Origin of the sequence: Latilactobacillus graminis DSM 20719, from assembly GCF_001436415.1 — a bacterium.
Taxonomy (GTDB): domain Bacteria; phylum Bacillota; class Bacilli; order Lactobacillales; family Lactobacillaceae; genus Latilactobacillus; species Latilactobacillus graminis.
The window spans coordinates 1-26,005 of sequence record NZ_AYZB01000035.1 but is presented as its reverse complement, the minus strand read 5'-3'; the positions used below and the strand labels follow the sequence as shown (position 1 = coordinate 26,005).

Sequence of the window (26,005 nt, the reverse complement as noted above, 5' to 3'; positions counted from 1 at the left end):
ATGTTTATGGATGAGACTTGCCTTTTTCATCAACAGTGATATAGTTAACTACATAAGTAACTAACTTAATCGACTAACGAAATTAGGTGATCCTTTGTTTTTTGAATTTAATAACGACATTCCAATTTATCGACAGATTGCCGATCAAATTGAAGAAGGCATTTTTACCGGTGTTTTTCCGCCGGAAAGTCAAGTGCCTTCAACAACCGAGATTTCAAGGCAATTTAATATCAATCCAGCAACTGTTTTGAAAGGGATGAATCAACTTGTTGAAAAAGGTTTAATTGAAAAAAAAAGAGGGCGCGGGATGTTTGTCACCACAACAGCACCACAGCAAATTAATCAACAACGGCAAGCTGAATTTTTCGACCATTATGTCGCAGCGTTCATCACAAAAGCACAACAACTGCAATTATCAAAGGACGACTTAGTTGCACTGATTGAAAGGGGCTATCAAAATGACTGATTTAACGACTAACCATCTGATTAAACAATTCGGGAATCGCGTTGTACTAGACGATATTAATTTAACCTTAAAACCAAATACGATTTATGGCTTGCTAGGGCGAAATGGTGCTGGTAAAAGTACTCTATTAAGCATTCTAGCGAACCAAATTACTGCTACCAGCGGCACAATCAGTTGACATAAAACGCCGTTAACCGGGCGAGATCATCCTTTACAAGCCATTTACCTCATGTCTGAACAAAACTTATTCAATAAGGAAAACCGGCTTAAAAAGATTATGAAAGATACTGCCTTATTACAAGGGACCTTCAATCAAAGCCTTGCCAATCAAATGTTAGCTGACTTTGAGCTCAATCCTAAACTAAAGCTCAATCAACTTTCAACTGGGTATCGAACGATTTTCAAAACAATTGTTGCCTTATGTGTGCCAGCCGATTACGTTTTTCTAGATGAACCGATTTTAGGATTAGATGCTAATCACCGCGTGTTATTGTACCGCTATATTTTAAAAGCTTATGAAAATCGGCCCCGAACATTTGTTTTATCAACTCATATTATCGAAGAGGTTGCTAACTTGATTGAACACGTTTTGATTCTCAATCAATCTCGAATGATCATCGACGACGATTTAGAAACTGTCCTTGCCCAGAGCTATCAAATTAGTGGCCCTAAAGAAGCTGCCTTGGCATATTGCCAAGACTTATCAATCTTAGCCAGTGAACAAATCGGAACACTCTACACCAACTATCTCTATACAGAGTTACCCCCAGACCGAGTGATTCCTGATCGGGTAACCATTAAACATATCGATTTACAAACATTTTTCATTAAATTAACCGAAAAGGGGCGTGAACAGCATGTTTAAAGCAATGTTACGCTATCGACTAACAGCAATTTGGAAAACATTGCTAATCGCATTAGCGATTGGCGCTATCGTAACAACCGCCAGTGAATTAATTTTAAGTACGCAAGCATTTAGTATGGAACTGCTAGGCGCTAGTTTAGCAACAACCGGTTTAATCGTCACGCAGCTATGTCTCATCATCCTTTCGTTTACTATGACTCGACCTTATTTTGAATTTGGCATTTTAAATGGCGTTTCCCGCAAGATTAATTATGCAACGCATCTAGTTAGTTTATTTGGAAGTCAGCTTGTTACCTTCATGATTTTTTATCCCACAACAGCTGCTGTTTTCCAATCATATCTCAAAGATAATATGAATCTATTTGATCCTTATCTCATGTTCATCATGATTATAGGGGCTTGGATCTTGATTGCTAGCGGGATTGAGATTAGCAGTTTTATTACTTTATTCGAACGTAAAATCTGGTGGATTGTGATTACCTTATGGGTAGTCCTAGATATGCTTTTTGAACATTATGTTCATCCAATTATTAATTCAATCTTACCAACTTGGACCAAGCTCACAGCGCTCAACTTCAATAAAGCTGATCTTATGACAGCTGCTAAGATGGTTGTACTGAGTCGGTATTTCTGGCTAACGTTTTTCACTAGTGTTATTTTCCCGTTGTTAGTCGCTTGGATTTGTCAATACTACATGCAAACTAAAAAAATCGCGCTCAAGTGGCGTCGCTCAGCCTAATCAAATATTAATCTGTACCAAAGAGACTGTCGATATGTTTCACCACTTTAGCCTCAGTATTCAACGCAATTGAAGCGAATTTAATCCTTAACTAAATTATGAACGACCTAATCGCTATACGCCAAAAAGAGCAGTAACCACCGATCGGTTACTGCTCTTTTTTATTGTGCTAATAATTCAATTAATTCAGTCTTTGAAATTCCAGTAAAGTAGGGCGTCGTGTCGATTGGTTCAAGGGTGCTTGCTAAATGTTCGCGGTCATAAACCGTGCCGACTAATTTTTCAGCCAATTCATTGGCATCACCGGAACCGAAGAAGTCGCCGTAGAACTTGACATTGGCAATTTTCCCATTTTCAATTAACAAGCGCGCATCAATCGTCCCGAAATCGAAGTGTTTGCGCTTTTGAATCGTTGATTTAGGTGATTTGCCATAGACCCAGTTCCAATTACTGTAGAGGTCGTTAAAAATCTGATCAATGGCTTGCTCATCTTCGGCCGTTAATTGATATTCGCGGTCGGTAATGTCAGCCAGTTGATCGGCGTGCATCAAGTTCAATAATAAGACGTCTCTAAACTCCTCTGTCGACATATTTTGGTATTCGGGGTTAACGTGATCTTTTAAGTTTGTGACGCGTTGGCGAATCGATTTAATCCCTTTGGAAGCAATCTTATCCGCAGGGACGTTCAACGCTTGGGTCAAAACATCTAAATCAACATCCCATGAAAGGGTCCCATGTGAGAATGTTTTACCGTTTTTTGTATACATCGCATTACCAGAGAATTTCTTACCAGCCACTAACATATCATTGCGGCCAGAGACTTCAGCTGATGTTGCGCCCATTTCGTGAAGTGCATCGACGATTGGTTGAGTAAAGGATTTGAAATCCCCAAATTGTTCTGAATCAGCATCGACAACGAAGCTAAAACAAAGGTTGCCGAGATCTTGATAAATGCCACCACCGCCAGATAAGCGGCGGGTCACCGTGATGTGATTCTCTTCAACGTATTTTTGATTAATTTCTTCATACGTATTTTGATTCCGACCCACAATAATACATGGTTTTTCAATATAGAAAAGCAATAATGGTTCATCAAAGTTCTTTTGATTCATTAAATATTGTTCGGTTGCTAAGTTTCGGCGAATATCATTAGACTTCATCACAACGTAATACATCAGCATAAAACCCCTTTCATAATTACTACGGATTCATTATACTACATATCATAGCAGTCAGTGTACTGAAGCAGCTAAAAAGCAACACCTAACAAAAGGGCCCCTATCATTAATCATCGCCATATTCTAAAATATCACCAGGTTGGCACTCTAGCACGCGACATAACTTCTCGAGCGTCGAAAAGCGAATCGCTTTGGCTTTACCGGTTTTTAATTTTGAGAGGTTCGCAATTGTTATATCAACTGCTTCTGCAAGGGCCGTGACACTCATTTTCCGTTGGGCGAGTATGACATCTAAATTCACACGAATTGGCATCGAATCCCCTCCTAAACCGTCAAATCAATTTCAGTTTGCAAGTCGATCGCACTTTTAAAAAGCGCTTCGACAATCTGCATCAAGATGAGAATCGCAAACGGGATAAAAACTAGTCCTAATCCAAGAAACATCAAGCCCGGAGCATCTTCGAGTTGCGCAATCCGATAGAAAAAGGGGAGGGCGAATAGTGCTGTCAAACTTGCGACCAAGACTGCACGTCTAATTGCGGTTACATAAAGTAGTGTGCGTGGTAAAAAGGCTTGATGCCGTTCAATTAAGCGTAGAATTTGTACCAATTTAACCAACACAAACCAGATGCTGGCTGTCACACCATAGGCAGCAATCGCCAACATCCAAATTGTCGCTGGATATTCTAAATGTTTAGTGGTCACAATTTGGACTGTCACTAACAGGCTTAACAGACCAAAGACAACCGCAATCCCAAGTAACGCCATTCTAAGTGTCCATTTTTTTAACATTTATCTTGCACCTCACTTTTTAGAATAGTTTAATTATAGCTTATTTTTATCGAAAAACAATTAAATTTTATCGAAATTCGATAAAATTTAATTGTTTCATCCTGAGATAACTACTAGCTAACCTCCCCATAAAAAATAGCGCATCGCACTAATTTAAGTACGACGCGCTATTTTTATTTAATCCTTAATCAAAGTCATAATCGCTATCTGACATGGCTTCGACATTCCCTAAACGATAACCATTCCCAACTTGAGAGAAGAAATCATGGTTCGCTGTTGAAGTCGACATCCCGTTCAAGATGACGGGATTCACATCTTCGGCACTATCAGGGAAGAGGGCCCCTTGACCGAGGTTCATCAAAGCTTTGTTAGCGTTATACCGAAGATAAGTTAAAACTTCTTCCGTCCAACCAGTCCCGTCATAAACTTCGTGGGTGTATTTTTCTTCATTAGCGTATAAGTCATATAGTAAATCATACATCCAGTTTTGTAGTTCTTCTTGTTCTGCCTTATCAAGTTCATTAAAACCAAGTTGGAACTTATAACCAATGTAAGTCCCATGGACCGATTCATCACGGATAATCAACTTAATAATTTCAGCGACATTCGCCAATTTGTTATTGCCTAAGTAGTAAAGTGGGGTATAGAAACCAGAATAGAAGAGGAAGGTTTCTAAGAAGACACTAGCAATTTTTTGTTGCAAGGGGGTACCATTTTGATAGATGTCGTTAATCTTATTAGCTTTGTATTGTAGAAATTCGTTAGAGTTGGTCCAATCGAAAATTTCATCAATTTCAGCCGGGGTATTTAACGTTGAGAAAATGGATGAATAACTTTTCGCATGTACCGATTCCATGAACTGAATATTATTTAAAACCGCTTCTTCATGCTGAGTGCGAATATTAGCCTTTAAACTTGCCATCCCATCTTGTGATTGTAAAGTATCTAGCAAGGTTAAGCCACCAAAAACATGGCCCACAATCCATTTTTCGTTATCCGGTAAACTACGCCAGTCATCTAAGTCATTGGAAAGGGGGATCCGGGTATCTAACCAGAATTGTTCGGTCAATTTTTCCCAAGTCGCTTTATCGATTTGATCTTCAACTTGATTCCAGTTAATTGCAATATAATTTTCTGCCATGTTCTGAACTCCTTTAAGTATGTAGGCCAGCTGACAGGCAGCTGGGGTGGAACTTGAAACGTGTGTCAGCAGACATACGCTTACGTTTGCCTGTGCTAATCCACAGAGCATAAACGCCTATTACGTACTCTGCTCTAGATGACGCAGCTTTCACACGCATTTGCGCCGACTTCACTTTCGTCGTCAGTGTAAGTCCGAATGTAGTAGATTGATTTAATCCCTTTGTGGTGTGCATAATTTCTTAAGATATTTAAATCACGAGTCGTCATCTTATCAGTGCGGCCTTCTTTCCATTCGTAAAGACCAGCTGGAATCGTAGAGCGCATGAAGAGCGTCATGCTCATCCCTTGATCAACATGTTTTTGAGCTGCGGCATAGATGTCAATTACTTTACGCATATCAATGTCGTAAGCCGATTCGTAGTATGGCATTGTATCGTTTGAAAGACCTGGCGCGGGGTAGTAAATGGTGCCGATTTTCTTTTCTTGGCGATCTTCAATTCGATTGACGATTGGTTGTAAACTAGCAGAAGTATCATTAATATATGAAATTGAACCATTGGGGGCAACCGCTAAACGGTTTTGATGATATAAACCGTCTTGCATGATAGCTGCCTTCAAGGCTTGCCAATCAGCTTTGGTCGGAATCATAATGTCTTTGAAGAGGGCTTTAACTTTGTCTGTCTCAGGGGCCCAATCTTGGGTTAAGTATTGATCGAAGTAACTGCCATCAGCATATTTACTTTTTTCAAAGTTAGCAAACGTGGTCTTACGTTCTCTGGCAATTTTGTTCGAAGCAACCAATGTCCAATAGTTCAAAAGCATGAAATAATTGCTAGTAAAATCGATTGATTCTTCTGAACCATACATCATGTGGTTTTTAGCAAAAAAGGTATGCAACCCCATTCCGCCTAAACCAATTGTATGCGCTAATTCATTGCCATGAGCCACAGAAGGGACCACATCGATGTCAGAATGGTCTGTGACATAGGTTAAGGCCCGGACCATTGCTTCAATTGAACCGCCAAAATCAGGCGAAGTCATCATATTCGGAATATTAGTTGAACCGAGGTTACAACTAATATCGGTTCCTAAAACATCATATTCCTGCCGATTATTAATTTGTGATGGCGTTTGCACTTGAAGCACTTCAGAACAAAGGTTACTCATAATGATTTTGCCATCAATTGGATTGGCCGCATTGGCCGTATCGATATTTACAATATATGGATAGCCAGATTCTTGTTGTAACTTGCTAATTTCATTTTCTAAATCACGGGCTTTAATCTTTGTTTTCTTAATATTATCATTGGCGATTAAGTTGTCGTATTCTTTGGTGATATCAACATATGAGAACGGCACGCCGTACTCTTTTTCAACCCCATAAGGACTGAATAAATACATATCAGCATCTGCTTTAACCAAATCATAAAACTTATCCGGGACAATTAAACCCAGTGAGAGAGTCTTTAACCGGTACTTTTCATCAGCATTTTCTTTTTTTGCACCTAAAAAAGAAACAACATCAGGATGGAAGGCGTTTAAATAAACCACACCAGCGCCTTGCCGTTGACCTAGTTGGTTTGAATAAGAAAAAGAATCCTCCAATAATTTCATTACTGGTAAAACCCCACTAGCTGCACCATCGATGCCTTTGATTGGATCACCAGCACCCCGTAAGTTTGAAAGGCTAATCCCAACACCGCCACCAATTCGCGACAACTCAAGGGCCGAGTTAATTGTGCGCCCGATTGAATTCATATCATCGGTTGTTTGCAATAAAAAACAAGACACTAATTCACCACGTCGCGCACGGCCTGCATTCAAAAAAGAAGGCGTTGCTGGTTGATAACGTTGATGAATCATTTCATCTGCCACTTGCATCGCCAATGTTTGATCGCCATCAGCAAAGTAGAGAGCATTCACGAAAACGCGATCTTTAAAATCTTCAAGGTAAAAGCCATTATCATTGGTCTTCAATGCATATTGTGCATAAAACTTATAAGCAGCCATAAATGATTTGAAGTGGAAATCTTGATTCTTTAAATACTGATCCAGTTTTTCCATGAATGGCAGAGGATACGCCTGCAGAAAATCAGCTTCATAATAGTTTTCAGCTACTAAATAATCCAAACGATCTTGTAGCGACTTGAACGTCAACATATTGGGTTGGACATTTTGTGCTAAAAAAGCCTCGAGAGCTTCTTGATCTTTTTGTAATGGAATCTGACCATTCACCGGAATATTAATTTGGTTATTCAATTCATAATAGGTTACATCTTCAGTTTTAATCTCTTTTAAAGACATGCTTTGCCACCACTTTCTAATCATCTTACCCACTTTAGGTTTAAAAAAAGGGAAGACCGACTCTCTGAGCACCCAGAGTCGGTCTCACCAATAAAATTCAGCATCTTTGGTCATTAAATTGCTAATTTTTGTAATTCAGCTGGTCTAAACCCTGAGAAACTTTCAAGACCATCTGCTTCTAAGACTGGGACTGCTTGGAAACCTTGTGCCTTTAAATAATCAATATATTGCGGTTCATCGTTGATATTATGTTCAATAAAACTGACGTTATGCGTTTCTAAAAAATGTTTTGTCATGCGGCATTGAGGACAACCGTTTTTTGTATATAAAGTAATATTTGCCATAATCGTTAACTCCCTTGTAATCTCTTTATCAATAAAAATAGTATACCGTTTCGAAATCGAAGATGCAATTAATAAACACCATATATTGTGATTAAATAAAAAACAGCCACTAATTATAGTGGCTGTTCCCGAATGCTCGTTTAATTACTCTGGCCAATGTTCCTGTTTTTAAGTTAACCATATTTTGAAATAAAGTCAATCCCCTTACAACCATAGATTCCACAAACAGCACGTCTAACAATGCCGAATTGAACTTAAAAAAATTTAAATTGAAATTAATTAAGCATCACACCCTTTTAAAAAAATAATTAGCAATTTTTTATAAAATTGGCGAAAGCAGTCGGGAAAATTTTTGCTTAAATTTTAACCAAGCCGACTGTTGTGCAATTGCTTCATCTGTTAAAAGGGAAGCCTTTTCCATATCCGTACGGTAAATCTTCTCCAATTGTGCAGCGACTTCTGGATCATAAATAAAAGTATTGGCCTCGAAATTAAGTTTAAAACTACGAATATCCATATTAGCCGAACCGACCGTACTAATATGTCCGTCCATTACCACCGTCTTAGCATGTAAAAAACCATCCTCATAGCGATAAATTTTAACCCCTGCTGCGTGTAAGAGCTGACTATAATACTCTGTTGCCCGGAAGATAAAGGGGTGATCAGGCATATTAGGAGTCATAATCCGGACGTCAACACCGGACATTGCTGCGGTGGTCAGCGCATCAATAATGCTATCATCCGGGACTAGATAGGGCGTCTGAATCCATAGACGTTTCTTGGCAGTACTGATCATCTTCAAATAGCCAAGTTTAATTTGCTCATCCAGCTTATCGGGACCACTTGAGACAATTTGCATGGCTGCTGACCCACGATTTTGGACTTGGTCCACTGGAAAAAGTTCTTCTGAATAGGTCAATTTAATAGCTGGTTCCACACTGGCATTCCAGTCCATCATAAAGCGGACCTGTAAAGCTAATACCGCATTCCCCGTGATCCGTAGATGAGTATCCCGCCAATGTCCAAATTTCGGACTCCGCCCCAAGTATTGATCCCCGACATTAAAACCACCAATATACCCAATCTTACCATCAATTACTACAATTTTGCGATGATCACGGAAGTTTAAGCGAAAATCAGTGATGGTGTGTTTAGAACTAAAAAACGTTCGCGCGTGTCCACCGACATCTTCAAGCGCACGCCACCATTTTTGCGTTGCGCCTTGTGAGCCCCAAGCATCATAGACAACGTTGACCGAAACGCCTTCTTGGGCTTTTTGAATCAACAGTTGCTGTAGTTCATTGCCCAATCGATCATTATAAATCGTATAATATTCAATATGAATACTTTTTTGCGCCTGTTTGATATCGGCAAAGAGGGCGTCGAACTTTGTTTGACCGTCAGTATAGATTTTGACATGGTTATTCTTTAAAACGGGGGCATTGTTAATGTTTAAAAAGAGATTCACCATTTCAGAAGCTTCGCTGGAAAGCATTTTTTTCGGAAGGAGGTCATTTTTATAATTTTCTTTACGCTGAATATCGACCAACGCAGAAAGGCCATCATCAATTTGCGATTGACTTTGAAATATCTTTTTTTGTGATAACCCTCGGCCGGTAAACATGTAAAGAATAAACCCACCAATCGGGATTAAAATTAATACCAATAACCATGCCCAAGTAGCAGCAATGTCACGAGGTTGTCTCAAAATCGTAATCACTGCCAATAAAGCATTAATGAAGATAATAAATGAAATAATTTCTGTAATTAAAACCATCCAGTCGGTCCTCCGAGTTTCTAAAGTTATTCATTAGTTTACTAAAACCACAGTCAAAGTGCTAGTTTACCCATCAGCAAGTGGTGATTTTGGGCAGTCCTTGTTGCGCTAAATGGTGCGCACCCCGATTTTGCCGTTCTGGCACCCATTGGTGAAGTACCATTATATACGCCTTTTCTTCGATTAAAATCTGATCGACTGCCGCTTGGTAATGTTTCGCGTACCGTTTTTCCAAACTTTGAAAAACAAGCTTGCTATCAACGTTGATTTGCAAACGCCCTTGGTTTAAACCCAGCTCTGTTAATTTTTTCAAACCAATGAGGACCGCAGCAAATTCCGCGGCGTGATTCGATTGAACCGGTAGTGGGGCTTGAAGTTGGTATTGCCGTTCCGGTGTCACAATTAAAATACCCGCAGCACTTGGCCCCGGATTGCCACGCGTAGCCGCATCAGTATAAAGTTTAATCATTCTTAAAATTTACCGCCTTTCACTGACAGCAACGTCAGGTTAATGGTATGATACAAAGCGTAAAAAGGAGTGTTCCTATGCAAAAAACAACCACCGTATTTTACCAACCAAATTATGCCCACTTTGTGACGATGTGGTCTTGGATTGGCTTTGTTTATACGCTCGCATTAATTGTACAACTTGAACTCATTGACTTAAACTGGCAGTCGTGGCTGATCGGCTTAATTGCTGTCTGTTTGACAGTTTGGGCAATTAGCGGGCATCGTGTAGTGCTTGATGAAACAACCATCACGCTCAAACACCCACTTTCTAAATATCATCGGACCATACACCGTGAAACGGTCACCACTATTATTGTACAAAAACATGGGTTCCTTATTAATACCAACGAACTCGATTACCAACCAACACAATTACTTCTTAGTCGTTCAGCCCAAGAAAAATTAATCACGCAACTAAATCAAACTGGTTGGCCATTGAATACTTCATCTAAATAAAGAAAAGGGTCAGCATATTTAAAATGTGCTGACCCTGTTTTTTTATGCTGTTATCTTTTGTACGTTCGCTGCTTGCAAGCCACGAGCGCCTTCTTTAATCTCAAATAATACCGGCTCATCTTGATTCAATGATTTATAGCCGTCAGTTTGGATTGCAGTAAAATGAACGAAAATTTCCTCGTCATCTCCGTAGCTGATGAAGCCATAACCCTTAGCATTGCTAAACCATTTAACAATTCCTCGTTCCATCACAATCCCTCCTTGAAGTGTTACTCAGTAATCCATGCTTATTTTACCACGCACAATCCAGTGTGTCGAAGAATATCTTTTTAAGTATCCAATCTGCCAATTCTGCATAAAATCAGCTATACTAAGTATTACATAAACAAAAGGAGCTGGACGATATGTCAGATATTCAAATCGCACAGGAAAATGAAGCTAAGGAAATGCAACCAATCACGACAATTGCCGAAAAAATTGGATTACAAAGCGCTGATTTAGAACAATATGGTCCCTATAAAGCAAAAATTAACTTTGCTGCCATTAAGCGATTAAAGGAACAGCCAGACGGAAAACTTGTTTTAGTGACTTCGATTAACCCGACACCAGCCGGGGAAGGTAAATCAACAGTTACGGTAGGCCTTGGTGATGCATTACGGCAACTAGATCAAGCCGCTATCATCGCTTTACGGGAACCTTCTTTAGGACCAGTCATGGGGATGAAAGGGGGCGCAACAGGCGGAGGATACGCACAAGTCGTCCCAATGGAAGACATTAACTTACATTTCACTGGTGATATGCATGCGTTAACAGCCGCTGTGAATACCTTAGCTGCCTTAATTGATAATCATATCCAACAAGGAAATGTCCTTAATATCGATCCACGGCGTATTATTTGGAAACGCGGCTTAGATATCAATGACCGGGCGCTGCGCCAAGTTGTTATCGGCCTTGGTGGCCCAGTACAAGGAGTGCCTCGCCAAGACGGCTTCGACATCACAGTTGCTAGCGAATTGATGGCTATTTTATGTTTAGCAACTGATATTAACGATTTGAAACAGCGAATTAGTCAAATCGTGATCGGTTATACCTATGATCGTCAGCCGATCACAGTTGCCCAATTAGAGGTCACCGGGGCAATCGCAATGCTGCTAAAAGACGCACTCAAACCAAACCTGGTCCAGACCCTTGAACATACGCCCGCTTTGATTCACGGTGGGCCATTTGCCAATATTGCCCATGGCTGTAATAGCGTTCTAGCCACCCAAGCCGCATTGAAACTCGGAGATATCGCGATTACCGAAGCAGGGTTTGGTGCTGACTTAGGCGCTGAAAAGTTCCTAGACATTAAGGTCCCCCAACTGGGCAAAACGCCTGACGCAATTGTAATTGTCGCAACTGTCCGTGCCTTAAAATATAATGGTGGAATGCCTTTGGCGGATTTAACCACTGAAAATCTTGGAACACTTGAAAAGGGTTTTAGTAACTTAGCCAAACATATTACCAATATGCAACGCTACGGCGTACCGGTCGTCGTTGCAATTAACGAATTTACAACTGATACCGATGCCGAAATTACACTGTTACAAGAAAAATGTGCTGCCATGAACGTCAAAGCAATCCTAACCAGCGTCTGGGCACACGGTGGCCAGGGCGGAATCGATTTGGCGCATGCTGTCTTAGCGGCTCTAGAACAACCACAAGACTTCCATCCCTTGTATGATCCCAAAACAAATATCAAAGCAAAGCTAACGACCATTGTCACTGAGATTTATGGTGGCCACGATGTTGTGTTTGAAGGAAAAGCCATCAATCAGCTTAAAGAGATTGAACAAAATGGTTGGGATCATTTACCAATTTGCGTTGCTAAAACCCAGTATTCGCTTTCAGACGATCCCAAAGCACTCGGCGCACCAACTGGGTTTACTGTTCACGTCCGTGAATTATTACCCAAACTTGGAGCTGGCTTCATTGTCGCTATGACAGGTACAGTTCTAACCATGCCAGGTCTGCCAAAGCAACCAGCAGCCTTAAAAATGGATGTCACCGAAGATGGTTTAATTAGCGGTCTGTTTTAAATTGGCGGCAGTTGTCAAGTAGCTGTTTCTGTCCATCAGTTCGAAAATAGATTGACAAGGTTGCTTTTTTTAAGGAGAATGATAGATTGTACGAATAGGAGGGTGTTATGTTAATCTATATTATTTTAGCTGCAATCATCGTCCTTGGTGACCAACTTTTAAAAAGCTGGATTGTCGCTAACGTCGCTTATGCAGTAACCAAACCGGTTTTGCCAAATATCTTAAGCTTAACTTACGTTCAAAATGATGGCGCTGCTTGGAGCATCCTAGCCGGTCAGCAGTGGTTTTTCTACCTCGTCACACTTGTCGCCCTTGGGGTAATTGGCTATTTGTTTTATACATCTGACCGTTCTGAAAAATTTTACCGCATCGGGCTGACGTTGTTGTTAGCTGGGACAATTGGTAATTTTATTGATCGTCTCCATCTCAAATACGTGGTCGATATGTTCCAACTTGAATTTGTTAATTTCCCCATCTTTAATGTTGCAGATCTCGCCTTAACAATCGGCGTTATCTGTGTCTTTATTGCTATTTTGTTGAAAGAGAAAGTGACTCATGACTGAAATAAAAAAAATAACCATTACAACCGAATCCGGCCGAATCGATAAAGTACTGACTCAATTGCTGCCTGATTACTCCCGTTCACAAATCCAACAGTGGTTAAAAAAAGACCTGGTCCAAATCAACGATCAGCCTTGCAAGAGCAATCGCAAGGTAGTCACTGGGGATGTGATAACCATCGCAATTCCAGAACCTATGACCCTTGATTTAACCCCGGAAGATATCCCGCTCGATATTGTCTATGAAGATGATCAAGTTCTTGTGGTTAATAAGCCCCAGGGAATGGTCGTTCATCCATCAGCAGGCCATCCTAATGGCACACTAGTCAATGCCTTATTAGCTCATACGCCGCTTTCAGAGATTAATGGTGTTTTTCGCCCTGGAATTGTTCACCGAATTGACAAAGATACATCCGGACTTTTAATGGTGGCTAAAACCAATGCAGCTCACGAGTCTTTATCTGCCCAACTGAAGGCTAAGGAAAACTTGCGTGAATACATTGCATTGGTCCATGGTACAATTGAAGAAGACGAGGGAACGATTGATGCCCCAATTGGACGTTCAAAAGTTGATCGGATGAAACAAGCCATTGTTAACGACGGCCGACCAGCTGTCACTCATTTTACCGTCATCGAACGTTTTACTGATTTTACATTGATCAAATGTCGTTTAGAAACGGGGCGTACGCACCAAATTCGCGTCCATTTAGCCTATATTAATCGGCCGGTTGCTGGCGATCCAGTCTATGGTCCTCGCAAAACATTGCCTGGTAATGGCCAGTTCTTACATGCGGCTGTCTTAGGTTTTAAACATCCTACAACTGGAGAAATGATGCGTTTTGAAGCGCCATTACCACCAATTTTTGCCAAAACCCTCCATCAATTACGCGATCAGCATTGACAAAACAGATATTATCCGTTAAGCTACTAATAACTTAATAGAAACCTTTAAAATCGGTCCTGTGAGGCCGAGAAGGTACGGTGAAAGCAACGCTAGACGTCAAGTCGCTAACTGTAACCTCTCGACCTTATCGGTTGAGAGGTTTTTTGTTTGAAAGGAGCACTTCAGATGGCCAAAGAAATTGTCGATAGTACTACAATGAAACGCGTTTTCACACGGATTACGTACGAAATTATTGAACAAAATAAGGGGATTTCTGACTTAGTCCTAGTCGGTATCAAAACTCGTGGGGTGTTTATTGCGCAACGAATCGCGCAACGTCTAGCTCAGCTGGAAGGCATCACACTCCCAGTTGGTGTTTTAGACATTACTCTCTATCGTGATGATCAACACGATCTCAATACTCAAAACGAACCGCTTATTAATGGCAGCGATATTCCCATCGATATCACCAACAAACACGTGATCCTCATCGACGATGTCCTTTACACTGGACGGACTATCCGGGCAGCACTCGATGCATTAATGGACCTTGGCCGGCCGAAGAAGATTTCCTTAGCGGTTTTAGTTGATCGTGGCCACCGTGAATTACCCATTCGCCCTGATTTTGTTGGTAAAAACATTCCAACTGCGCTCAATGAGCAAATCCGCGTCAATATGGAAGAAATTGATCAACATGATGGCATTACCATTGAAAAATTAATCAAATAACGAACGACCGAACCATTTAATTGACTCCAGAGAGAGCAAAAGGGTTTGTCTACACTTAGTGGCACCTAATTAGGCGCGCAAGTTCACTAAAAGACACACCACCCAATCTCTGGGAAGTGTGTCTTTTTTGGTTTAAAAAATCGTCAACATGGAGGAATTATTTATGGCTACAACACCTTACCGCAACCCAGACGTGGTTTTAGACGTCAATGAACGACCAAGCACTGGCAAATGGATTGGTCTATCAATTCAACACATGTTTGCCATGTTCGGTTCAACCGTCTTAGTGCCAATTCTTGTTGGTTTAAACCCCGGAATTGCCTTATTCAGTTCTGGAGTGGGGACCTTAATGTATCTCTTAATTACCAAAGGGAAAATCCCTGCTTATATGGGTTCCAGCTTTTCCTTTATTGTGCCAATGTTGGCGTTGATGAAGACAACTGGCTATCCGGGAATTGCACAGGGGACAATGGCCGTTGGTGTCGTCTACCTAATCGTCGCTGTTTTAGTTAGTCGAATCGGTTCACAATGGATTGACAAAGCATTGCCCCCAATTGTAGTTGGTCCAATCGTCATGGTAATCGGATTGTCACTTGCAGGTACAGCCGCTAAACAAGCAACCATCAATCCGCAGGGCAATTACGACTTGAAGTTCTTCGCAGTTGCTTTATTAACGTTGCTGATAACCATTGGTTTTAATATGTATCTCAAAGGGTTTATGAGTTTAGTGCCAATCTTGCTGGGGATCATTGCCGGCTATATCATTGCGGTTTTTTTGGGAATTGTTGACTTCCAACCCGTTTTAAACGCACCTTGGTTTAAAATCCCTGATTTCCAGGTACCGTTTGTCACTTATAAGCCAGGCTTATATTGGGGAGCGATTTTAAGCATGGTCCCCATCGCGTTTGTCACAATGACTGAACACATGGGCCATATCATGGTCTTAAACAAGTTAACCAAACGGAACTACTTTAAAGATCCTGGTTTACACCGGACCTTAGCCGGAGATGGTACCGCATCAATTATCGCGGCTTTTGTCGGCGGACCACCAGTGACGAGTTACGGTGAAAATATCGGCGTTTTAGCTATTACCAAAGTGCACAGTGTTTGGGTTCTGGGTGGAGCGGCTTTTTTCGCCATGATTTTTGGCTTCATTGGCAAACTCAGTGCACTGATCCAAAGTATCCCGGCACCAGTTATCGGAGGTATTAGTTTCTTGCTCTTTGGGGTCATCGCATCAAGTGGCCTCCGTGTTTTAATCGATCAACAAATCGACTTCGATAAAAAACGAAACCTCATGATTGGCTCATCCATCTTAGTAATTGGGATTGGTAATGCTTATTTACAGCTTGGACAATATCAATTTTCAGGACTCGCCATTGCTACCGTACTTGGCATTGGCTTGAACTTAATCTTACCAGATAAAGCAAAAAGTGAAATCGAATTGGAGGAACAACAAAATGGATAATTATAATGCACTCGTTTCAGTTGAACAGCTCACAAATAAGCTAGTCACAAACCTGATTGACCGGGCTATCGCTTTTAAAAGCGGTGCAACTACTAAACTAACTCGGCCGGTCTATGCCATGAATTTGTTCTTCGAAAATAGTACCCGCACTCATACCAGTTTCGAAATGGCTGAACGAAAACTCGGAATGACTGTTTTAGACTTCAATGCCCAAGCCAGTTCAACCTCGAAGGGAGAAACTTTGAGTGATACCCTCAAAACCGTCCAAGCAATCGGCGTCGATGTTGTCACTGTCCGTCATCCTCAAAATGATTACTATCAACCGTTACTAGCAGACAATCGATTCCAGATGACACTGGTCAATGCTGGTGATGGTAGCGGGCAACATCCATCCCAATGTTTGTTGGATCTAATGACCATTTTTGAAGAATTTGGCCATTTTACTGACTTAAAAGTTGTTATTTGTGGCGATCTACGGCATTCCCGGGTTGCAAGATCTAATATGCAAGTATTAAGTCAACTTGGCGCAATCCTTTATTTTGCCGGACCAGCCGAATGGTTCGCACCAGAATTTGCACATTATGGTCAAGTTGTCGATTTGGAGCGCATTTTACCAGAAGTTGATGTTGTAATGTTACTCCGGATTCAACACGAACGCTTTGCCGCAGACGCGACCCTTTCAGACGCCGCTTTTCATACCCAATATGGATTAACCATCGCCCGTGCCGCACAACTAAAGCCAAGTGCCATCTGGCTACATCCAGCCCCGGTTAATCGCGATGTTGAAATTGCAACTGAACTTGTTGAGGCTCCACAATCACGAATCTTTAAACAGATGACCAACGGGGTTTTTATGCGCATGGCAATTATTGAACACTTGTTAGAACAACGTCATTTGATTCAACATTAGGAGGCGAATCTACAATGTATCAACTGATTAAAAACGGTCAGGTTTTAATTGATGGTCAACTCCAAAAACGTGATATCGCCATCGATTCAAACGGCCAGATTGCAGCGATGGCCCCAACTATCACCACACTGCCAGCTAATCCACGCGCAATTTATGATGCCCAGAATAATTTCATCAGTCCTGGGTTAATCGATAGCCACGTACACTTTAGAGATCCCGGTTTTACGACGAAAGAAACACTTCAAACAGGTAGTGCCGCAGCGGCCCATGGAGGGTTCACTAGTGTGATCGCCATGCCAAATTTATCGCCGGTTCCTGATAATTTACCCAATTTTGAACAACTTATCGTGCGTAATCAAGTGGAGTCCAGCATACACACGTATCAGTTCGCCCCGATTACACAGGGATTGGTACAACCAACACTCGTTAATCTATCAGCGTTTAAAGCATCGGGAGCGGTTGGTTTTACCAACGATGGCCACGGTGTTCAAACAGCACAAACGATGTACCAAGCAATGCAAAAAGCAGCCCAAATCGGACTTCCAATCGTTGCCCACGTCGAAGATGAATCACTAGTCAATGGTGGCGTCATTAATGCTGGGCCGGCTGCCAAGCGACTTAGTGTACCCGGAATTTCAAATGTGAGTGAATCTGCCCAAGCCGCTCGTGATATCGAATTAGCACGAGCCACCGGCGTTCATTATCATATTTGTCATATCTCAACTAAAGAAACGGTTAATCTGGTACGACGTGCTAAACAAGATGGTATCAATATCACTTGTGAAGTGACACCACATCATTTATTACTGGACGAGACCGCCATTACCAGCGACAACGCACTGTTCAAAATGAACCCCCCTTTACGTAGTCTTGCAGATCGGCAAGCCTTGTGGTGCGGGTTAATTGATGGGACAATTGACATCATTGCCACCGATCATGCTCCACATACTACATCTGAGAAACAACAGTCGTTATTGCATGCACCATTTGGTATAGTAGGGAGTGAAACGGCCTTTAGCTTGCTTTACACCACTTTGGTTGTCAATGGGCCGTTTAGCTTAGCCCAATTGATTAGTTGGTTAACAGCTAAGCCGGCCAATATATTCAAATTACCCCAAGCCGGTCAGCTAGCAGTCGGCCAACCCGCCGACATCGCTGTTTTTAATTTAAATGACACCACTACGATCGACACCACTACTTTCTTATCAAAAGGTCATAATACACCTTTTTTAGGCACAAAAGTACAAGGGACAACAATGTTAACCTTGGTAACAGGGCAGACTGCATATCAAAAGGAGTGAATTAAGCTATGAAACGTTACCTCATTTTAGAAGACGGCACCATCTTTGCCGGCACTGGTTTTGGTGCACCAATCGTTTCAACTGGCGAAATCGTTTTCAACACCGGGATGAGTGGTTATCAAGAAACAATCACCGATCAATCATACAATGGTCAAATCATTGCCTTTACCTATCCTTTAATTGGTAATTACGGGGTGAACCGGGATGACTTCGAATCAATCAAGCCCACCTGTAAAGGAGTGGTGGTTCACGAAACCCCGCGCTTAGCCAACAATTGGCGGATGAATATGAGTCTTGATGATTTTTTGAAACAAAAGAATATTCCCGGAATTACTGATATCGACACGCGGGCACTCACGCGGCGCTTACGCGATAAGGGTACCATGAAAGCGAGTATCGTGGATGCTGCTGATGATCACGCATTTGATCAGCTGAAAGCTTTAGTATTACCTAAAAACCAAGTCCAACAAGTTTCAACCGCCAAACCTTATCCAAGCCCTGCCAGTGGGCGCAACATCATTGTCATCGATTTCGGCTTAAAGCACAGTATTCTTCGGGAATTATCCAAGCGCAATTGCAACATTACCGTCTTGCCTTATAATACATCGGCTGCTGAAATTCTCAGCCTTGATCCAGACGGGGTGATGTTGACCAACGGACCCGGTGATCCGGAAGACGTTCCAGAAGCCATCGAAATGATTAAGGGCATCCAAGGTAAAGTTCCCATTTTTGGCATTTGTCTGGGCCACCAACTTTTTGCGCTCGCTAATGGTGCTAAGACCTACAAAATGAAGTTTGGTCACCGTGGATTCAACCATCCGGTGCGCGAAGTGGCCACCAAGCGCATCGATTTTACCGCACAAAATCATGGTTATGCAGTCGCAGCAAATTCAATTGATCCACAAAACTTGCTAGTTACACATATCGAAATTAATGATCAAACTATCGAAGGACTACGCCATCGTCAATATCCTGCCTTTTCAGTACAATTTCATCCAGATGCAGCCCCTGGTCCTCACGACGCAGTACATCTTTTCGATGAATTTATCGACATGATTGACAATTTCAATTACCGTCAAAAATAGAAAAGGGGCTTTATTGATGTCAAAACGCACTGATATTCACAAAATTTTAGTCATTGGTTCTGGACCAATCGTGATTGGTCAAGCTGCAGAGTTTGACTATTCTGGCACGCAAGCTTGCTTAGCACTTAAAGAAGAAGGCTACCAAGTTGTCTTAATTAACTCTAATCCAGCGACTATTATGACTGATAAAACTGTCGCTGATACGGTCTATATCGAGCCAATTACCATCGATTTTGTTACACAAATTTTACGTAAAGAACTCCCAGACGCCATTTTACCAACGCTAGGTGGCCAAACAGGTCTAAATATGGCCTTAGAACTTGCAAATAACGGTATTCTAGCTGAATTAAATATCGAATTACTGGGGACCAAGCTGAGTGCTATCGATCAAGCAGAAGATCGCGAATTATTCAAAAACTTAATGAATCAATTAGACGAACCGATTCCAGAATCCGCAATCGCACATTCATTAATTGAAGCCCAGGCTTTTGTTCAAAATAATGGTTACCCAGTTATCATCCGTCCGGCATTTACGCTTGGTGGCACAGGTGGGGGGATTGCTGAAAATGCAAGCCAGCTCAATCAAATTGTCAAAAATGGTTTGAGCTTATCTCCAGTTGGACAGGTCCTGGTTGAACAAAGCATTGCTGGTTACAAAGAAATTGAATTTGAAGTCATGCGTGATAGAAACGATAATGCCTTGGTCGTCTGCAACATGGAAAACTTCGATCCTGTCGGTATTCATACCGGTGATTCCATCGTTATAGCACCCGTTCAGACACTGAGTGATCGTGAAGTCCAACTACTCCGCGATGCTGCCCTTAAAATTATTCGGGCCTTGAAGATTGAAGGGGGCTGCAATGTACAACTAGCACTCGATCCAAATAGCGATCGTTACTATATTATCGAAGTTAATCCCCGCGTAAGCCGCTCATCAGCTTTGGCATCCAAAGCAACTGGTTATCCAATTGCTAAGATGGCTGCTAAAATTGCGGTTGGGCTAACTCTTGATGAAATCAAAAATCCAATTACTGGGACAACCTTCGCCCAGTTTGAACCGATGCTTGATTACGTCGTTGTCAAAATTCCGCGGTGGCCCTTTGATAAATTTAACAAAGGCGACCGACGCCTTGGAACCCAGATGAAGGCCACCGGAGAAGTAATGGCAATTGGTCGCAATATTGAAGAAGCTTTGCTAAAGGCAGTTCGTTCACTTGAGATTGGTGTCGAGCACCTTGAAATTAAAGCCTTAAATGGCGTTAACGACAATGATTTAATTCAACGCATTATCCATCCACAAGACGATCGGCTCTTTTATCTGGCAGAAGCATTGCGGCGCGGATATCCAATTCAAGAATTAAGTGAATTAACGAAGATTGACCTATTCTTTCTTGATAAAATTAGCCACATCGTTGAAATTGAAGAGCAATTACGGACGGATAAGGGCAATTTAGACTTGCTGATCCTTGCTAAGAAAAATGGCTTTGCAGATACCAAAATTGCCAGTACCTGGCAACTAACTGCCACACAGGTACGCAAAATACGACAAGAAAGTGATATCCAACCAGTTTACAAAATGGTTGATACTTGTGCAGCCGAATTTGAATCACAAACACCGTATTATTATGCAACCTACGAACAAGAAAATGAAAGTTTGGTCAGCACAAAGCCTTCAATTCTAGTAATTGGCTCCGGCCCCATTCGAATTGGGCAAGGCGTTGAATTCGACTATGCGACAGTCCACTGTGTACAAGCCATCCAAAAAGCAGGCTATGAAGCAATTATCATGAATAGTAATCCAGAAACTGTTTCAACCGATTTCTCAATTTCAGATAAATTATATTTTGAACCACTTACGTTAGAAGATGTCTTGAATGTTGTCGACCTTGAAAAACCAGAAGGCGTTATCGTCCAATTCGGTGGTCAAACAGCGATTAACCTTGCTGAACCGCTCGCTGAAAATGACGTCAAAATTCTTGGAACCAGTGTTGCTAACTTAAATCGGGCTGAAGATCGCGATCAATTTGATCAATTAATTGCAGAGCTCGGCATTCCACAGCCAACTGGGGCCACAGCCACTAATACCACAGATGCCCTAAAGATTGCCGCAGAGATTGGTTATCCCGTTTTAATCCGACCTAGTTTCGTGCTAGGTGGACGGGCGATGGAAATTGTGCATACTGCAGAAGATCTAGCGCATTACATGCAAGCAGCGGTTAAAGTCTCTGCAAATCAACCAGTTTTAATCGATCGCTACTTACTCGGTAAAGAATGTGAAGTTGATGCCATTTGTGATGGTCAAGAGGTCCTCATTCCAGGCATCATGGAGCACATCGAACGGGCGGGAGTTCATTCCGGCGACTCGATGGCCGTTTACCCACCACAAAATTTAACTGATGCCCAGACCCAAGCAATTATTACGTATACAACTAAGCTCTGCCTTGCACTCGAATGCCATGGCCTTTTAAATATCCAATTTATTATTCAAAATGATGAAGTCTACGTCATCGAAGTCAACCCCCGGGCTAGCCGTACTGTACCATTTTTAAGTAAAGTAACGGGTATCTCAATGGCCCAGCTGGCTACGCAAGTCATCTTAGGTAGCACTTTAGCTGAATTAAAGAGTCCTACTGGTTTATTACCAGCTGGCCCACTCATTCATGTAAAAGCACCAGTTTTCTCATTTTCAAAACTAACGCGTGTCGATAGTTTACTCGGGCCAGAAATGAAATCTACTGGCGAAGTCATGGGGACCGATATAACACTTCAAAAGGCACTCTACAAGGCCTTTGAAGCCAGTGGCATGCATCTTCCTAGCCATGGCAACGTCTTAATAACGGTGACCAATCAAGATAAGCAACAGGCGTTGACATTAGCAAAGCGCTTCCGCGAAGTTGGTTATCAAATTATCGCCACCCCTGGGACAAGTCAAACACTCCAATCGGCTGCAGTGCCCGTCCAACCGGTAGCCAAAATCAACGCCACAAGCGGAGACTTACTTGACAAGATCAAGGCGGGACATATTCAACTGGTCATCAATACCACCGGTTTGAATGAAGCCCCACAAGTTGCTAAAGATAGTATTGTAATCCGCCAAACAGCAATTGAACATGGTATTCCATTGATGACATCCCTTGATACAGCCGATGCCATCCTAACAGTCTTAGAGTCGCAATCCCTTTTAACGCAACCACTCTGATAATAAGTAGCGTCTAGAGCCCTTTGTCTAAGGCTCTTTTATGGCATAAAATTTAAAAGGAGGCCACTGGCTATTGTCTTTAGAATATTTGTTAACAATTACCAAACAAACTGAAATTATACCGGGTATCTACGAGTTATGTCTGTATGGTGATATCACCCAACAGCCTATTAAACCTGGTCAATTTGTTGATATCAAAATCCCTGACGATGCACACTTACTCAGACGACCATTTGGCATCGCCCATGTCGACCGGCAAAATAAGACAATCACCTTGTTATATCGTGTCGTCGGTAAAGGAACCGCCTACTTAAGTCGCTGCCCCTTAAAAACCGAATTATCCGTCCTAGGACCACTGGGTAACGGCTATCCAAGCGATCATTTAATGCCGGGCCAAAATGCCTTAATTATTGGGGGTGGAACCGGCATCCCACCATTGTATGAATTGTCGCGCCAATTGGTCGCCAAAAATATCAATGTCCATCACGTCTTTGGTTTCGCAAATCAAGCCGCCATATTCTATGAGGCTCCCTTTAGAGCGTTAGGCCCAGTATCTTACGCAACCAATGATGGCTCATATGGTTACCATGGGCACGTTGGATTACTGCTTGACGCACAATTTGCCGATGCTGTGTCGCACTACGACGCAGTCTACGCATGTGGACCAAAGGGCTTATTAATGGCCGTTGATAGTCGCTTTAGTAAGCATCCGCATGCTTATATTTCATTAGAAGAACGGATGGCTTGCGGGATTGGTGCCTGCTATGCCTGTGTTACAAAACTAAGACGCAACCCAGATATTCAACTTAAAATTTGTGATGATGGGCCAGTCTTTAAAACAAACGAGGTGCTTATTTAATGACAGACTTGACGATTTCTTTACCCGGTTTAGATTTGAAAAATCCCATCATGCCTGCTTCAGGGTGCTTTGGTTTCGGCCAAGAATATGCACGTCACTATGATTTAAACAAACTTGGGGCCATTATTATTAAAGCGGCCACTAAGGAACCTCGACTCGGTAATGCCACTCCGCGCGTTGCTGAGACACCTAGTGGCATGTTAAACGCAATTGGCCTACAAAATCCCGGTATTGAAGTAATTATGAACGAAAGGCTGCCGTGGTTAGCTACGAACTACCCAGATCTTCCCGTCATTGCGAACGTGGCCGGTAATACTGAAGCAGATTATGTCGCTGTTTGCCAACAGATTAGCCAAGCACCTAACGTTCATGCCATCGAACTTAATATTTCATGCCCAAATGTTGCTCATGGTGGTCTTGAATTTGGAACGTCGCCAGAAATTGCGGCAAAATTAACCAAAGCCTGTGTTGCTGTCAGCCAAGTACCAATTTATGTTAAGCTATCACCCAACGTCACGGATATTCGGCCCATCGCCTTAGCCGTTGAAGCGGCAGGCGCCGCTGGGTTTTCCTTGATTAATACGCTAGTGGGGATGCGCATTAATCCTAAAACCCGCCAACCGATTCTCGCCAATCAAACTGGCGGCTTATCCGGCCCGGCCATCAAACCCATTGCCATTCGCCTAATTCATCAAGTACGTTCAATTTCACAACTGCCAATTATTGGAATGGGCGGAGTGACAACCGCGGCTGATGCGCTTGAATTAATGGCTGCTGGGGCTAATGCCGTTGCAGTTGGCACCGCTAATTTCAGTGATCCTTTTGCCTGCCCCAAACTAATTGCCGCACTTCCAGAGGAACTTGCAAAATATCAATTGAGCGATTTATCCTCCTTTGATCTACGGCGGGACCTAATCCATGACTAATCCATTGATTATCGCCTTAGATTTCCCTAACTGGCAGGCAGCCAACGATTTTTTAGCGAGATTTTCACCTGATGAACCTTTATTTGTTAAAGTAGGGATGGAGCTTTTTTACCAAGAAGGGCCCCAACTGATTCAAATATTAAAATCCCGTGGTTACGGAATTTTTCTCGATTTAAAACTCTATGATATCCCTAACACGGTTCAAAGCGCATTAACCGTGATTGGACAACTTGGTGTCGATTACACAACAATTCACGCAGCTGGTGGACTTGCCATGCTCCAAGCTGGCGTCGCAGGAATTAAAAAAGGGGCCGCACTCGCTAACGTTAAACCGGCCAAACTACTGGCAATTACCCAACTTACTTCAACCAATGAAGCCCAAATGCAAGCCGAACAGCTTATTTCTGCCAGTTTGCCAGAAACGGTAGTCCATTACGCACAACTTGCACATGCGGCTAATTGCGACGGTGTCGTTTGTTCGGCACAAGAAATCACGGCAATTCGACAGCATACGTCACAGGATTTTCTCTGCGTAACACCTGGGATTCGGCCAATCACTAGTCAGGTCAATGATCAAAAACGCGCAGTCACACCACTAGCAGCCGCCCAAGCTAAAAGCTCAGCAATTGTTGTTGGGCGACCAATTACCCAAGCAGTCAATCCATATCAAATTTATCAAACGATTAAATCAGAATGGGAGTCCTTTTAATGACCACAATTGCTCATCAAGTCGCACAAGCATTAATTGACATTCAAGCCGTTAGCCTTAGTCCTAACGAACCATTTACTTGGGCCAGTGGTTTGAAAAGTCCCATTTACTGCGATAACCGGCTTATAATCGGCTATCCTAAAATTCGGCAGTTAATTGCGAAAAACATAGCCATTGCTATTAAAACTCAATTTCCTGATGTTGAAGTAATTGGGGGAACTGCCACTGCTGGTATTCCACATGCTGCGTGGGTCGCAGCTGAACTTAACTTACCGATGATTTATATCCGTAGTAAACCTAAAAACCACGGCCAAGGCCGCCAAATTGAAGGACCTTTCCAACCTGGACAAAAATTAGTCCTTATCGATGACTTAATCTCGACAGGTGGAAGTGTCTTACAGGCAGCTACAGCAGCTCAAAAAGAGGGCGCAAAAGTACTTGGAATTTTCGGGATTTTCTCATACGAACTTGCTGCTAGTCAAGTGAACTTTAAACTGGCACATATTCCGTTAGTTACTTTATCCAACTTTTCAACATTATTAACAATCGAAACGGCAGCTGATCATTTATCCACCGCTCAAAAGATGTCCTTAAACGAATGGCGCCAAGACCCACAAGCCTGGTCTGACACACATTAGAAATAATTACCTAAATAACCCCCGCGATTGTGTACTAGGCCCTGTCAAGTTGACGGATGAAATAATATAAAATTTAATATGTTTCT

Annotated in this window: 27 protein-coding genes; 18 read left to right on the top strand and 9 right to left on the bottom strand. The window is 42.1% G+C overall.

Annotated features, from left to right (window positions below; all coding sequences use genetic code 11):
• Window positions 1-94 precede the first annotated feature (94 nt).
• Genes FC90_RS05205 through FC90_RS05195 form a run of 4 tightly spaced genes read left to right on the top strand, consistent with a single transcriptional unit; the run spans window position 95 to window position 2,070 of the window.
• Entirely contained in the window at window positions 95-466 is a 372-nt protein-coding gene (locus tag FC90_RS05205; RefSeq protein ID WP_057908216.1) for a GntR family transcriptional regulator, read from the top strand.
• Entirely contained in the window at window positions 459-644 is a 186-nt protein-coding gene (locus tag FC90_RS09490) for an ATP-binding cassette domain-containing protein (RefSeq protein WP_226789447.1), read from the top strand. Before FC90_RS05205 ends, FC90_RS09490 begins: the two co-directional genes overlap by 8 nt.
• A gap of 51 nt (window positions 645-695) precedes the next feature.
• Window positions 696-1,331: an ATP-binding cassette domain-containing protein gene (locus FC90_RS05200; RefSeq protein ID WP_226789448.1), complete on the top strand. Its 636-nt coding sequence runs from the start codon at window positions 696-698 to the stop codon at window positions 1,329-1,331.
• Complete coding sequence (locus tag FC90_RS05195) at window positions 1,324-2,070, top strand: hypothetical protein (protein ID WP_057908215.1); 747 nt, start codon at window positions 1,324-1,326, stop codon at window positions 2,068-2,070. Before FC90_RS05200 ends, FC90_RS05195 begins: the two co-directional genes overlap by 8 nt.
• A gap of 161 nt (window positions 2,071-2,231) precedes the next feature.
• Here FC90_RS05195 and FC90_RS05190 read toward each other — a convergent pair whose 3' ends face one another.
• The 8 genes from FC90_RS05190 to FC90_RS05155 form a co-directional block, all read right to left on the bottom strand.
• Window positions 2,232-3,245: a lipoate--protein ligase gene (locus FC90_RS05190; RefSeq protein ID WP_057908214.1), complete on the bottom strand. Its 1,014-nt coding sequence runs from the start codon at window positions 3,243-3,245 to the stop codon at window positions 2,232-2,234.
• Between the two features lie 109 nt (window positions 3,246-3,354).
• The gene (locus FC90_RS05185) at window positions 3,355-3,561 is read right to left on the bottom strand and encodes a helix-turn-helix domain-containing protein (protein ID WP_057908213.1); all 207 of its coding nucleotides are present in this window, start codon (window positions 3,559-3,561) and stop codon (window positions 3,355-3,357) included.
• 11 nt (window positions 3,562-3,572) lie between these two features.
• Entirely contained in the window at window positions 3,573-4,040 is a 468-nt protein-coding gene (locus FC90_RS05180; protein WP_057908212.1) for a DUF2975 domain-containing protein, read from the bottom strand.
• A 184-nt stretch (window positions 4,041-4,224) separates the two neighbouring features.
• The gene (nrdF, locus tag FC90_RS05175) at window positions 4,225-5,181 is read right to left on the bottom strand and encodes a class 1b ribonucleoside-diphosphate reductase subunit beta (protein ID WP_057908211.1); all 957 of its coding nucleotides are present in this window, start codon (window positions 5,179-5,181) and stop codon (window positions 4,225-4,227) included.
• A gap of 134 nt (window positions 5,182-5,315) precedes the next feature.
• Complete coding sequence (gene nrdE / locus FC90_RS05170) at window positions 5,316-7,487, bottom strand: class 1b ribonucleoside-diphosphate reductase subunit alpha (RefSeq protein WP_057908210.1); 2,172 nt, start codon at window positions 7,485-7,487, stop codon at window positions 5,316-5,318.
• A 113-nt stretch (window positions 7,488-7,600) separates the two neighbouring features.
• On the bottom strand, window positions 7,601-7,831 hold the full coding sequence (gene nrdH, locus FC90_RS05165) for a glutaredoxin-like protein NrdH (RefSeq protein ID WP_057908209.1): 231 nt from the start codon (window positions 7,829-7,831) through the stop codon (window positions 7,601-7,603).
• A 319-nt stretch (window positions 7,832-8,150) separates the two neighbouring features.
• A complete protein-coding gene (cls, locus tag FC90_RS05160) occupies window positions 8,151-9,608 on the bottom strand; it encodes a cardiolipin synthase (protein WP_057908208.1) in 1,458 nt (485 codons plus the stop codon).
• A gap of 73 nt (window positions 9,609-9,681) precedes the next feature.
• Window positions 9,682-10,077 (bottom strand): ribonuclease HI family protein, encoded by a 396-nt coding sequence (locus tag FC90_RS05155; RefSeq protein WP_057908207.1) that lies wholly within the window; start codon window positions 10,075-10,077, stop codon window positions 9,682-9,684.
• A 77-nt stretch (window positions 10,078-10,154) separates the two neighbouring features.
• Here FC90_RS05155 and FC90_RS05150 point away from each other — a divergent pair, with 77 nt between their 5' ends.
• Entirely contained in the window at window positions 10,155-10,574 is a 420-nt protein-coding gene (locus tag FC90_RS05150; protein WP_057908206.1) for an EbsA family protein, read from the top strand.
• Between the two features lie 42 nt (window positions 10,575-10,616).
• Here the strand turns inward: FC90_RS05150 and FC90_RS05145 are convergent, their stop codons facing one another.
• Window positions 10,617-10,823, bottom strand: coding sequence for a cold-shock protein (locus FC90_RS05145; RefSeq protein WP_057908205.1), 207 nt, complete (start codon window positions 10,821-10,823; stop codon window positions 10,617-10,619).
• Between the two features lie 155 nt (window positions 10,824-10,978).
• Between FC90_RS05145 and FC90_RS05140 the strand changes: the two genes are divergently transcribed.
• From FC90_RS05140 to pyrE, 13 genes are all read left to right on the top strand, one after another.
• Window positions 10,979-12,652 (top strand): formate--tetrahydrofolate ligase, encoded by a 1,674-nt coding sequence (locus FC90_RS05140; protein WP_057908204.1) that lies wholly within the window; start codon window positions 10,979-10,981, stop codon window positions 12,650-12,652.
• Between the two features lie 107 nt (window positions 12,653-12,759).
• A complete protein-coding gene (lspA, locus tag FC90_RS05135; protein WP_057908203.1) occupies window positions 12,760-13,215 on the top strand; it encodes a signal peptidase II in 456 nt (151 codons plus the stop codon).
• Window positions 13,208-14,113 (top strand): RluA family pseudouridine synthase, encoded by a 906-nt coding sequence (locus FC90_RS05130; RefSeq protein ID WP_057908202.1) that lies wholly within the window; start codon window positions 13,208-13,210, stop codon window positions 14,111-14,113. The genes lspA and FC90_RS05130 overlap by 8 nt, the downstream gene beginning before the upstream one ends.
• Window positions 14,114-14,281: 168 nt before the next feature.
• The gene (pyrR, locus tag FC90_RS05125; RefSeq protein ID WP_057908201.1) at window positions 14,282-14,824 is read left to right on the top strand and encodes a bifunctional pyr operon transcriptional regulator/uracil phosphoribosyltransferase PyrR; all 543 of its coding nucleotides are present in this window, start codon (window positions 14,282-14,284) and stop codon (window positions 14,822-14,824) included.
• A gap of 163 nt (window positions 14,825-14,987) precedes the next feature.
• Window positions 14,988-16,292 carry a solute carrier family 23 protein gene (locus FC90_RS05120; RefSeq protein ID WP_057908200.1) on the top strand — a complete coding sequence of 435 codons (1,305 nt, stop codon included), beginning with the start codon at window positions 14,988-14,990 and terminating at the stop codon, window positions 16,290-16,292.
• The gene (locus FC90_RS05115) at window positions 16,285-17,202 is read left to right on the top strand and encodes an aspartate carbamoyltransferase catalytic subunit (protein ID WP_057908199.1); all 918 of its coding nucleotides are present in this window, start codon (window positions 16,285-16,287) and stop codon (window positions 17,200-17,202) included. The genes FC90_RS05120 and FC90_RS05115 overlap by 8 nt, the downstream gene beginning before the upstream one ends.
• Before the next feature lie 14 nt (window positions 17,203-17,216).
• Window positions 17,217-18,503, top strand: a complete 1,287-nt coding sequence (locus FC90_RS05110) for a dihydroorotase (protein WP_057908198.1) — start codon at window positions 17,217-17,219, stop codon at window positions 18,501-18,503.
• Between the two features lie 8 nt (window positions 18,504-18,511).
• On the top strand, window positions 18,512-19,588 hold the full coding sequence (locus FC90_RS05105) for a carbamoyl phosphate synthase small subunit (protein WP_057908197.1): 1,077 nt from the start codon (window positions 18,512-18,514) through the stop codon (window positions 19,586-19,588).
• Window positions 19,589-19,604: 16 nt separating this feature from the next.
• Window positions 19,605-22,787, top strand: a complete 3,183-nt coding sequence (gene carB / locus FC90_RS05100) for a carbamoyl-phosphate synthase large subunit (RefSeq protein ID WP_057908196.1) — start codon at window positions 19,605-19,607, stop codon at window positions 22,785-22,787.
• A 73-nt stretch (window positions 22,788-22,860) separates the two neighbouring features.
• The gene (locus FC90_RS05095; RefSeq protein ID WP_083482013.1) at window positions 22,861-23,646 is read left to right on the top strand and encodes a dihydroorotate dehydrogenase electron transfer subunit; all 786 of its coding nucleotides are present in this window, start codon (window positions 22,861-22,863) and stop codon (window positions 23,644-23,646) included.
• Window positions 23,646-24,572 (top strand): dihydroorotate dehydrogenase, encoded by a 927-nt coding sequence (locus FC90_RS05090; protein ID WP_057908195.1) that lies wholly within the window; start codon window positions 23,646-23,648, stop codon window positions 24,570-24,572. The genes FC90_RS05095 and FC90_RS05090 overlap by 1 nt, the downstream gene beginning before the upstream one ends.
• Window positions 24,565-25,281, top strand: a complete 717-nt coding sequence (gene pyrF / locus FC90_RS05085) for an orotidine-5'-phosphate decarboxylase (protein ID WP_057908194.1) — start codon at window positions 24,565-24,567, stop codon at window positions 25,279-25,281. The genes FC90_RS05090 and pyrF overlap by 8 nt, the downstream gene beginning before the upstream one ends.
• Entirely contained in the window at window positions 25,281-25,919 is a 639-nt protein-coding gene (gene pyrE / locus FC90_RS05080) for an orotate phosphoribosyltransferase (protein WP_057908193.1), read from the top strand. Before pyrF ends, pyrE begins: the two co-directional genes overlap by 1 nt.
• The last annotated feature ends 86 nt before the right edge of the window (window positions 25,920-26,005 follow it).

What these genes read in the sequence shown, in the direction of transcription:
- FC90_RS05140 (WP_057908204.1), top strand. Translation starts at nt 10,979, where the DNA reads ATGTCAGATATTCAAATCGCACAGGAAAATGAAGCTAAGGAAATGCAA.
- FC90_RS05120 (WP_057908200.1), top strand. Translation starts at nt 14,988, where the DNA reads ATGGCTACAACACCTTACCGCAACCCAGACGTGGTTTTAGACGTCAAT.
- FC90_RS05155 (WP_057908207.1), bottom strand. Translation starts at nt 10,077, where the DNA reads ATGATTAAACTTTATACTGATGCGGCTACGCGTGGCAATCCGGGGCCA.
- FC90_RS05180 (WP_057908212.1), bottom strand. Translation starts at nt 4,040, where the DNA reads ATGTTAAAAAAATGGACACTTAGAATGGCGTTACTTGGGATTGCGGTT.
- FC90_RS05130 (WP_057908202.1), top strand. Translation starts at nt 13,208, where the DNA reads ATGACTGAAATAAAAAAAATAACCATTACAACCGAATCCGGCCGAATC.
- carB (WP_057908196.1), top strand. Translation starts at nt 19,605, where the DNA reads ATGTCAAAACGCACTGATATTCACAAAATTTTAGTCATTGGTTCTGGA.
- FC90_RS05115 (WP_057908199.1), top strand. Translation starts at nt 16,285, where the DNA reads ATGGATAATTATAATGCACTCGTTTCAGTTGAACAGCTCACAAATAAG.
- FC90_RS05090 (WP_057908195.1), top strand. Translation starts at nt 23,646, where the DNA reads ATGACAGACTTGACGATTTCTTTACCCGGTTTAGATTTGAAAAATCCC.
- FC90_RS05185 (WP_057908213.1), bottom strand. Translation starts at nt 3,561, where the DNA reads ATGCCAATTCGTGTGAATTTAGATGTCATACTCGCCCAACGGAAAATG.
- nrdH (WP_057908209.1), bottom strand. Translation starts at nt 7,831, where the DNA reads ATGGCAAATATTACTTTATATACAAAAAACGGTTGTCCTCAATGCCGC.
- FC90_RS05190 (WP_057908214.1), bottom strand. Translation starts at nt 3,245, where the DNA reads ATGTATTACGTTGTGATGAAGTCTAATGATATTCGCCGAAACTTAGCA.
- pyrF (WP_057908194.1), top strand. Translation starts at nt 24,565, where the DNA reads ATGACTAATCCATTGATTATCGCCTTAGATTTCCCTAACTGGCAGGCA.
- FC90_RS05105 (WP_057908197.1), top strand. Translation starts at nt 18,512, where the DNA reads ATGAAACGTTACCTCATTTTAGAAGACGGCACCATCTTTGCCGGCACT.
- nrdE (WP_057908210.1), bottom strand. Translation starts at nt 7,487, where the DNA reads ATGTCTTTAAAAGAGATTAAAACTGAAGATGTAACCTATTATGAATTG.
- pyrR (WP_057908201.1), top strand. Translation starts at nt 14,282, where the DNA reads ATGGCCAAAGAAATTGTCGATAGTACTACAATGAAACGCGTTTTCACA.
- FC90_RS05150 (WP_057908206.1), top strand. Translation starts at nt 10,155, where the DNA reads ATGCAAAAAACAACCACCGTATTTTACCAACCAAATTATGCCCACTTT.
- pyrE (WP_057908193.1), top strand. Translation starts at nt 25,281, where the DNA reads ATGACCACAATTGCTCATCAAGTCGCACAAGCATTAATTGACATTCAA.
- FC90_RS05195 (WP_057908215.1), top strand. Translation starts at nt 1,324, where the DNA reads ATGTTTAAAGCAATGTTACGCTATCGACTAACAGCAATTTGGAAAACA.
- FC90_RS05110 (WP_057908198.1), top strand. Translation starts at nt 17,217, where the DNA reads ATGTATCAACTGATTAAAAACGGTCAGGTTTTAATTGATGGTCAACTC.
- lspA (WP_057908203.1), top strand. Translation starts at nt 12,760, where the DNA reads ATGTTAATCTATATTATTTTAGCTGCAATCATCGTCCTTGGTGACCAA.
- cls (WP_057908208.1), bottom strand. Translation starts at nt 9,608, where the DNA reads ATGGTTTTAATTACAGAAATTATTTCATTTATTATCTTCATTAATGCT.
- FC90_RS05145 (WP_057908205.1), bottom strand. Translation starts at nt 10,823, where the DNA reads ATGGAACGAGGAATTGTTAAATGGTTTAGCAATGCTAAGGGTTATGGC.
- FC90_RS05200 (WP_226789448.1), top strand. Translation starts at nt 696, where the DNA reads ATGTCTGAACAAAACTTATTCAATAAGGAAAACCGGCTTAAAAAGATT.
- FC90_RS09490 (WP_226789447.1), top strand. Translation starts at nt 459, where the DNA reads ATGACTGATTTAACGACTAACCATCTGATTAAACAATTCGGGAATCGC.
- nrdF (WP_057908211.1), bottom strand. Translation starts at nt 5,181, where the DNA reads ATGGCAGAAAATTATATTGCAATTAACTGGAATCAAGTTGAAGATCAA.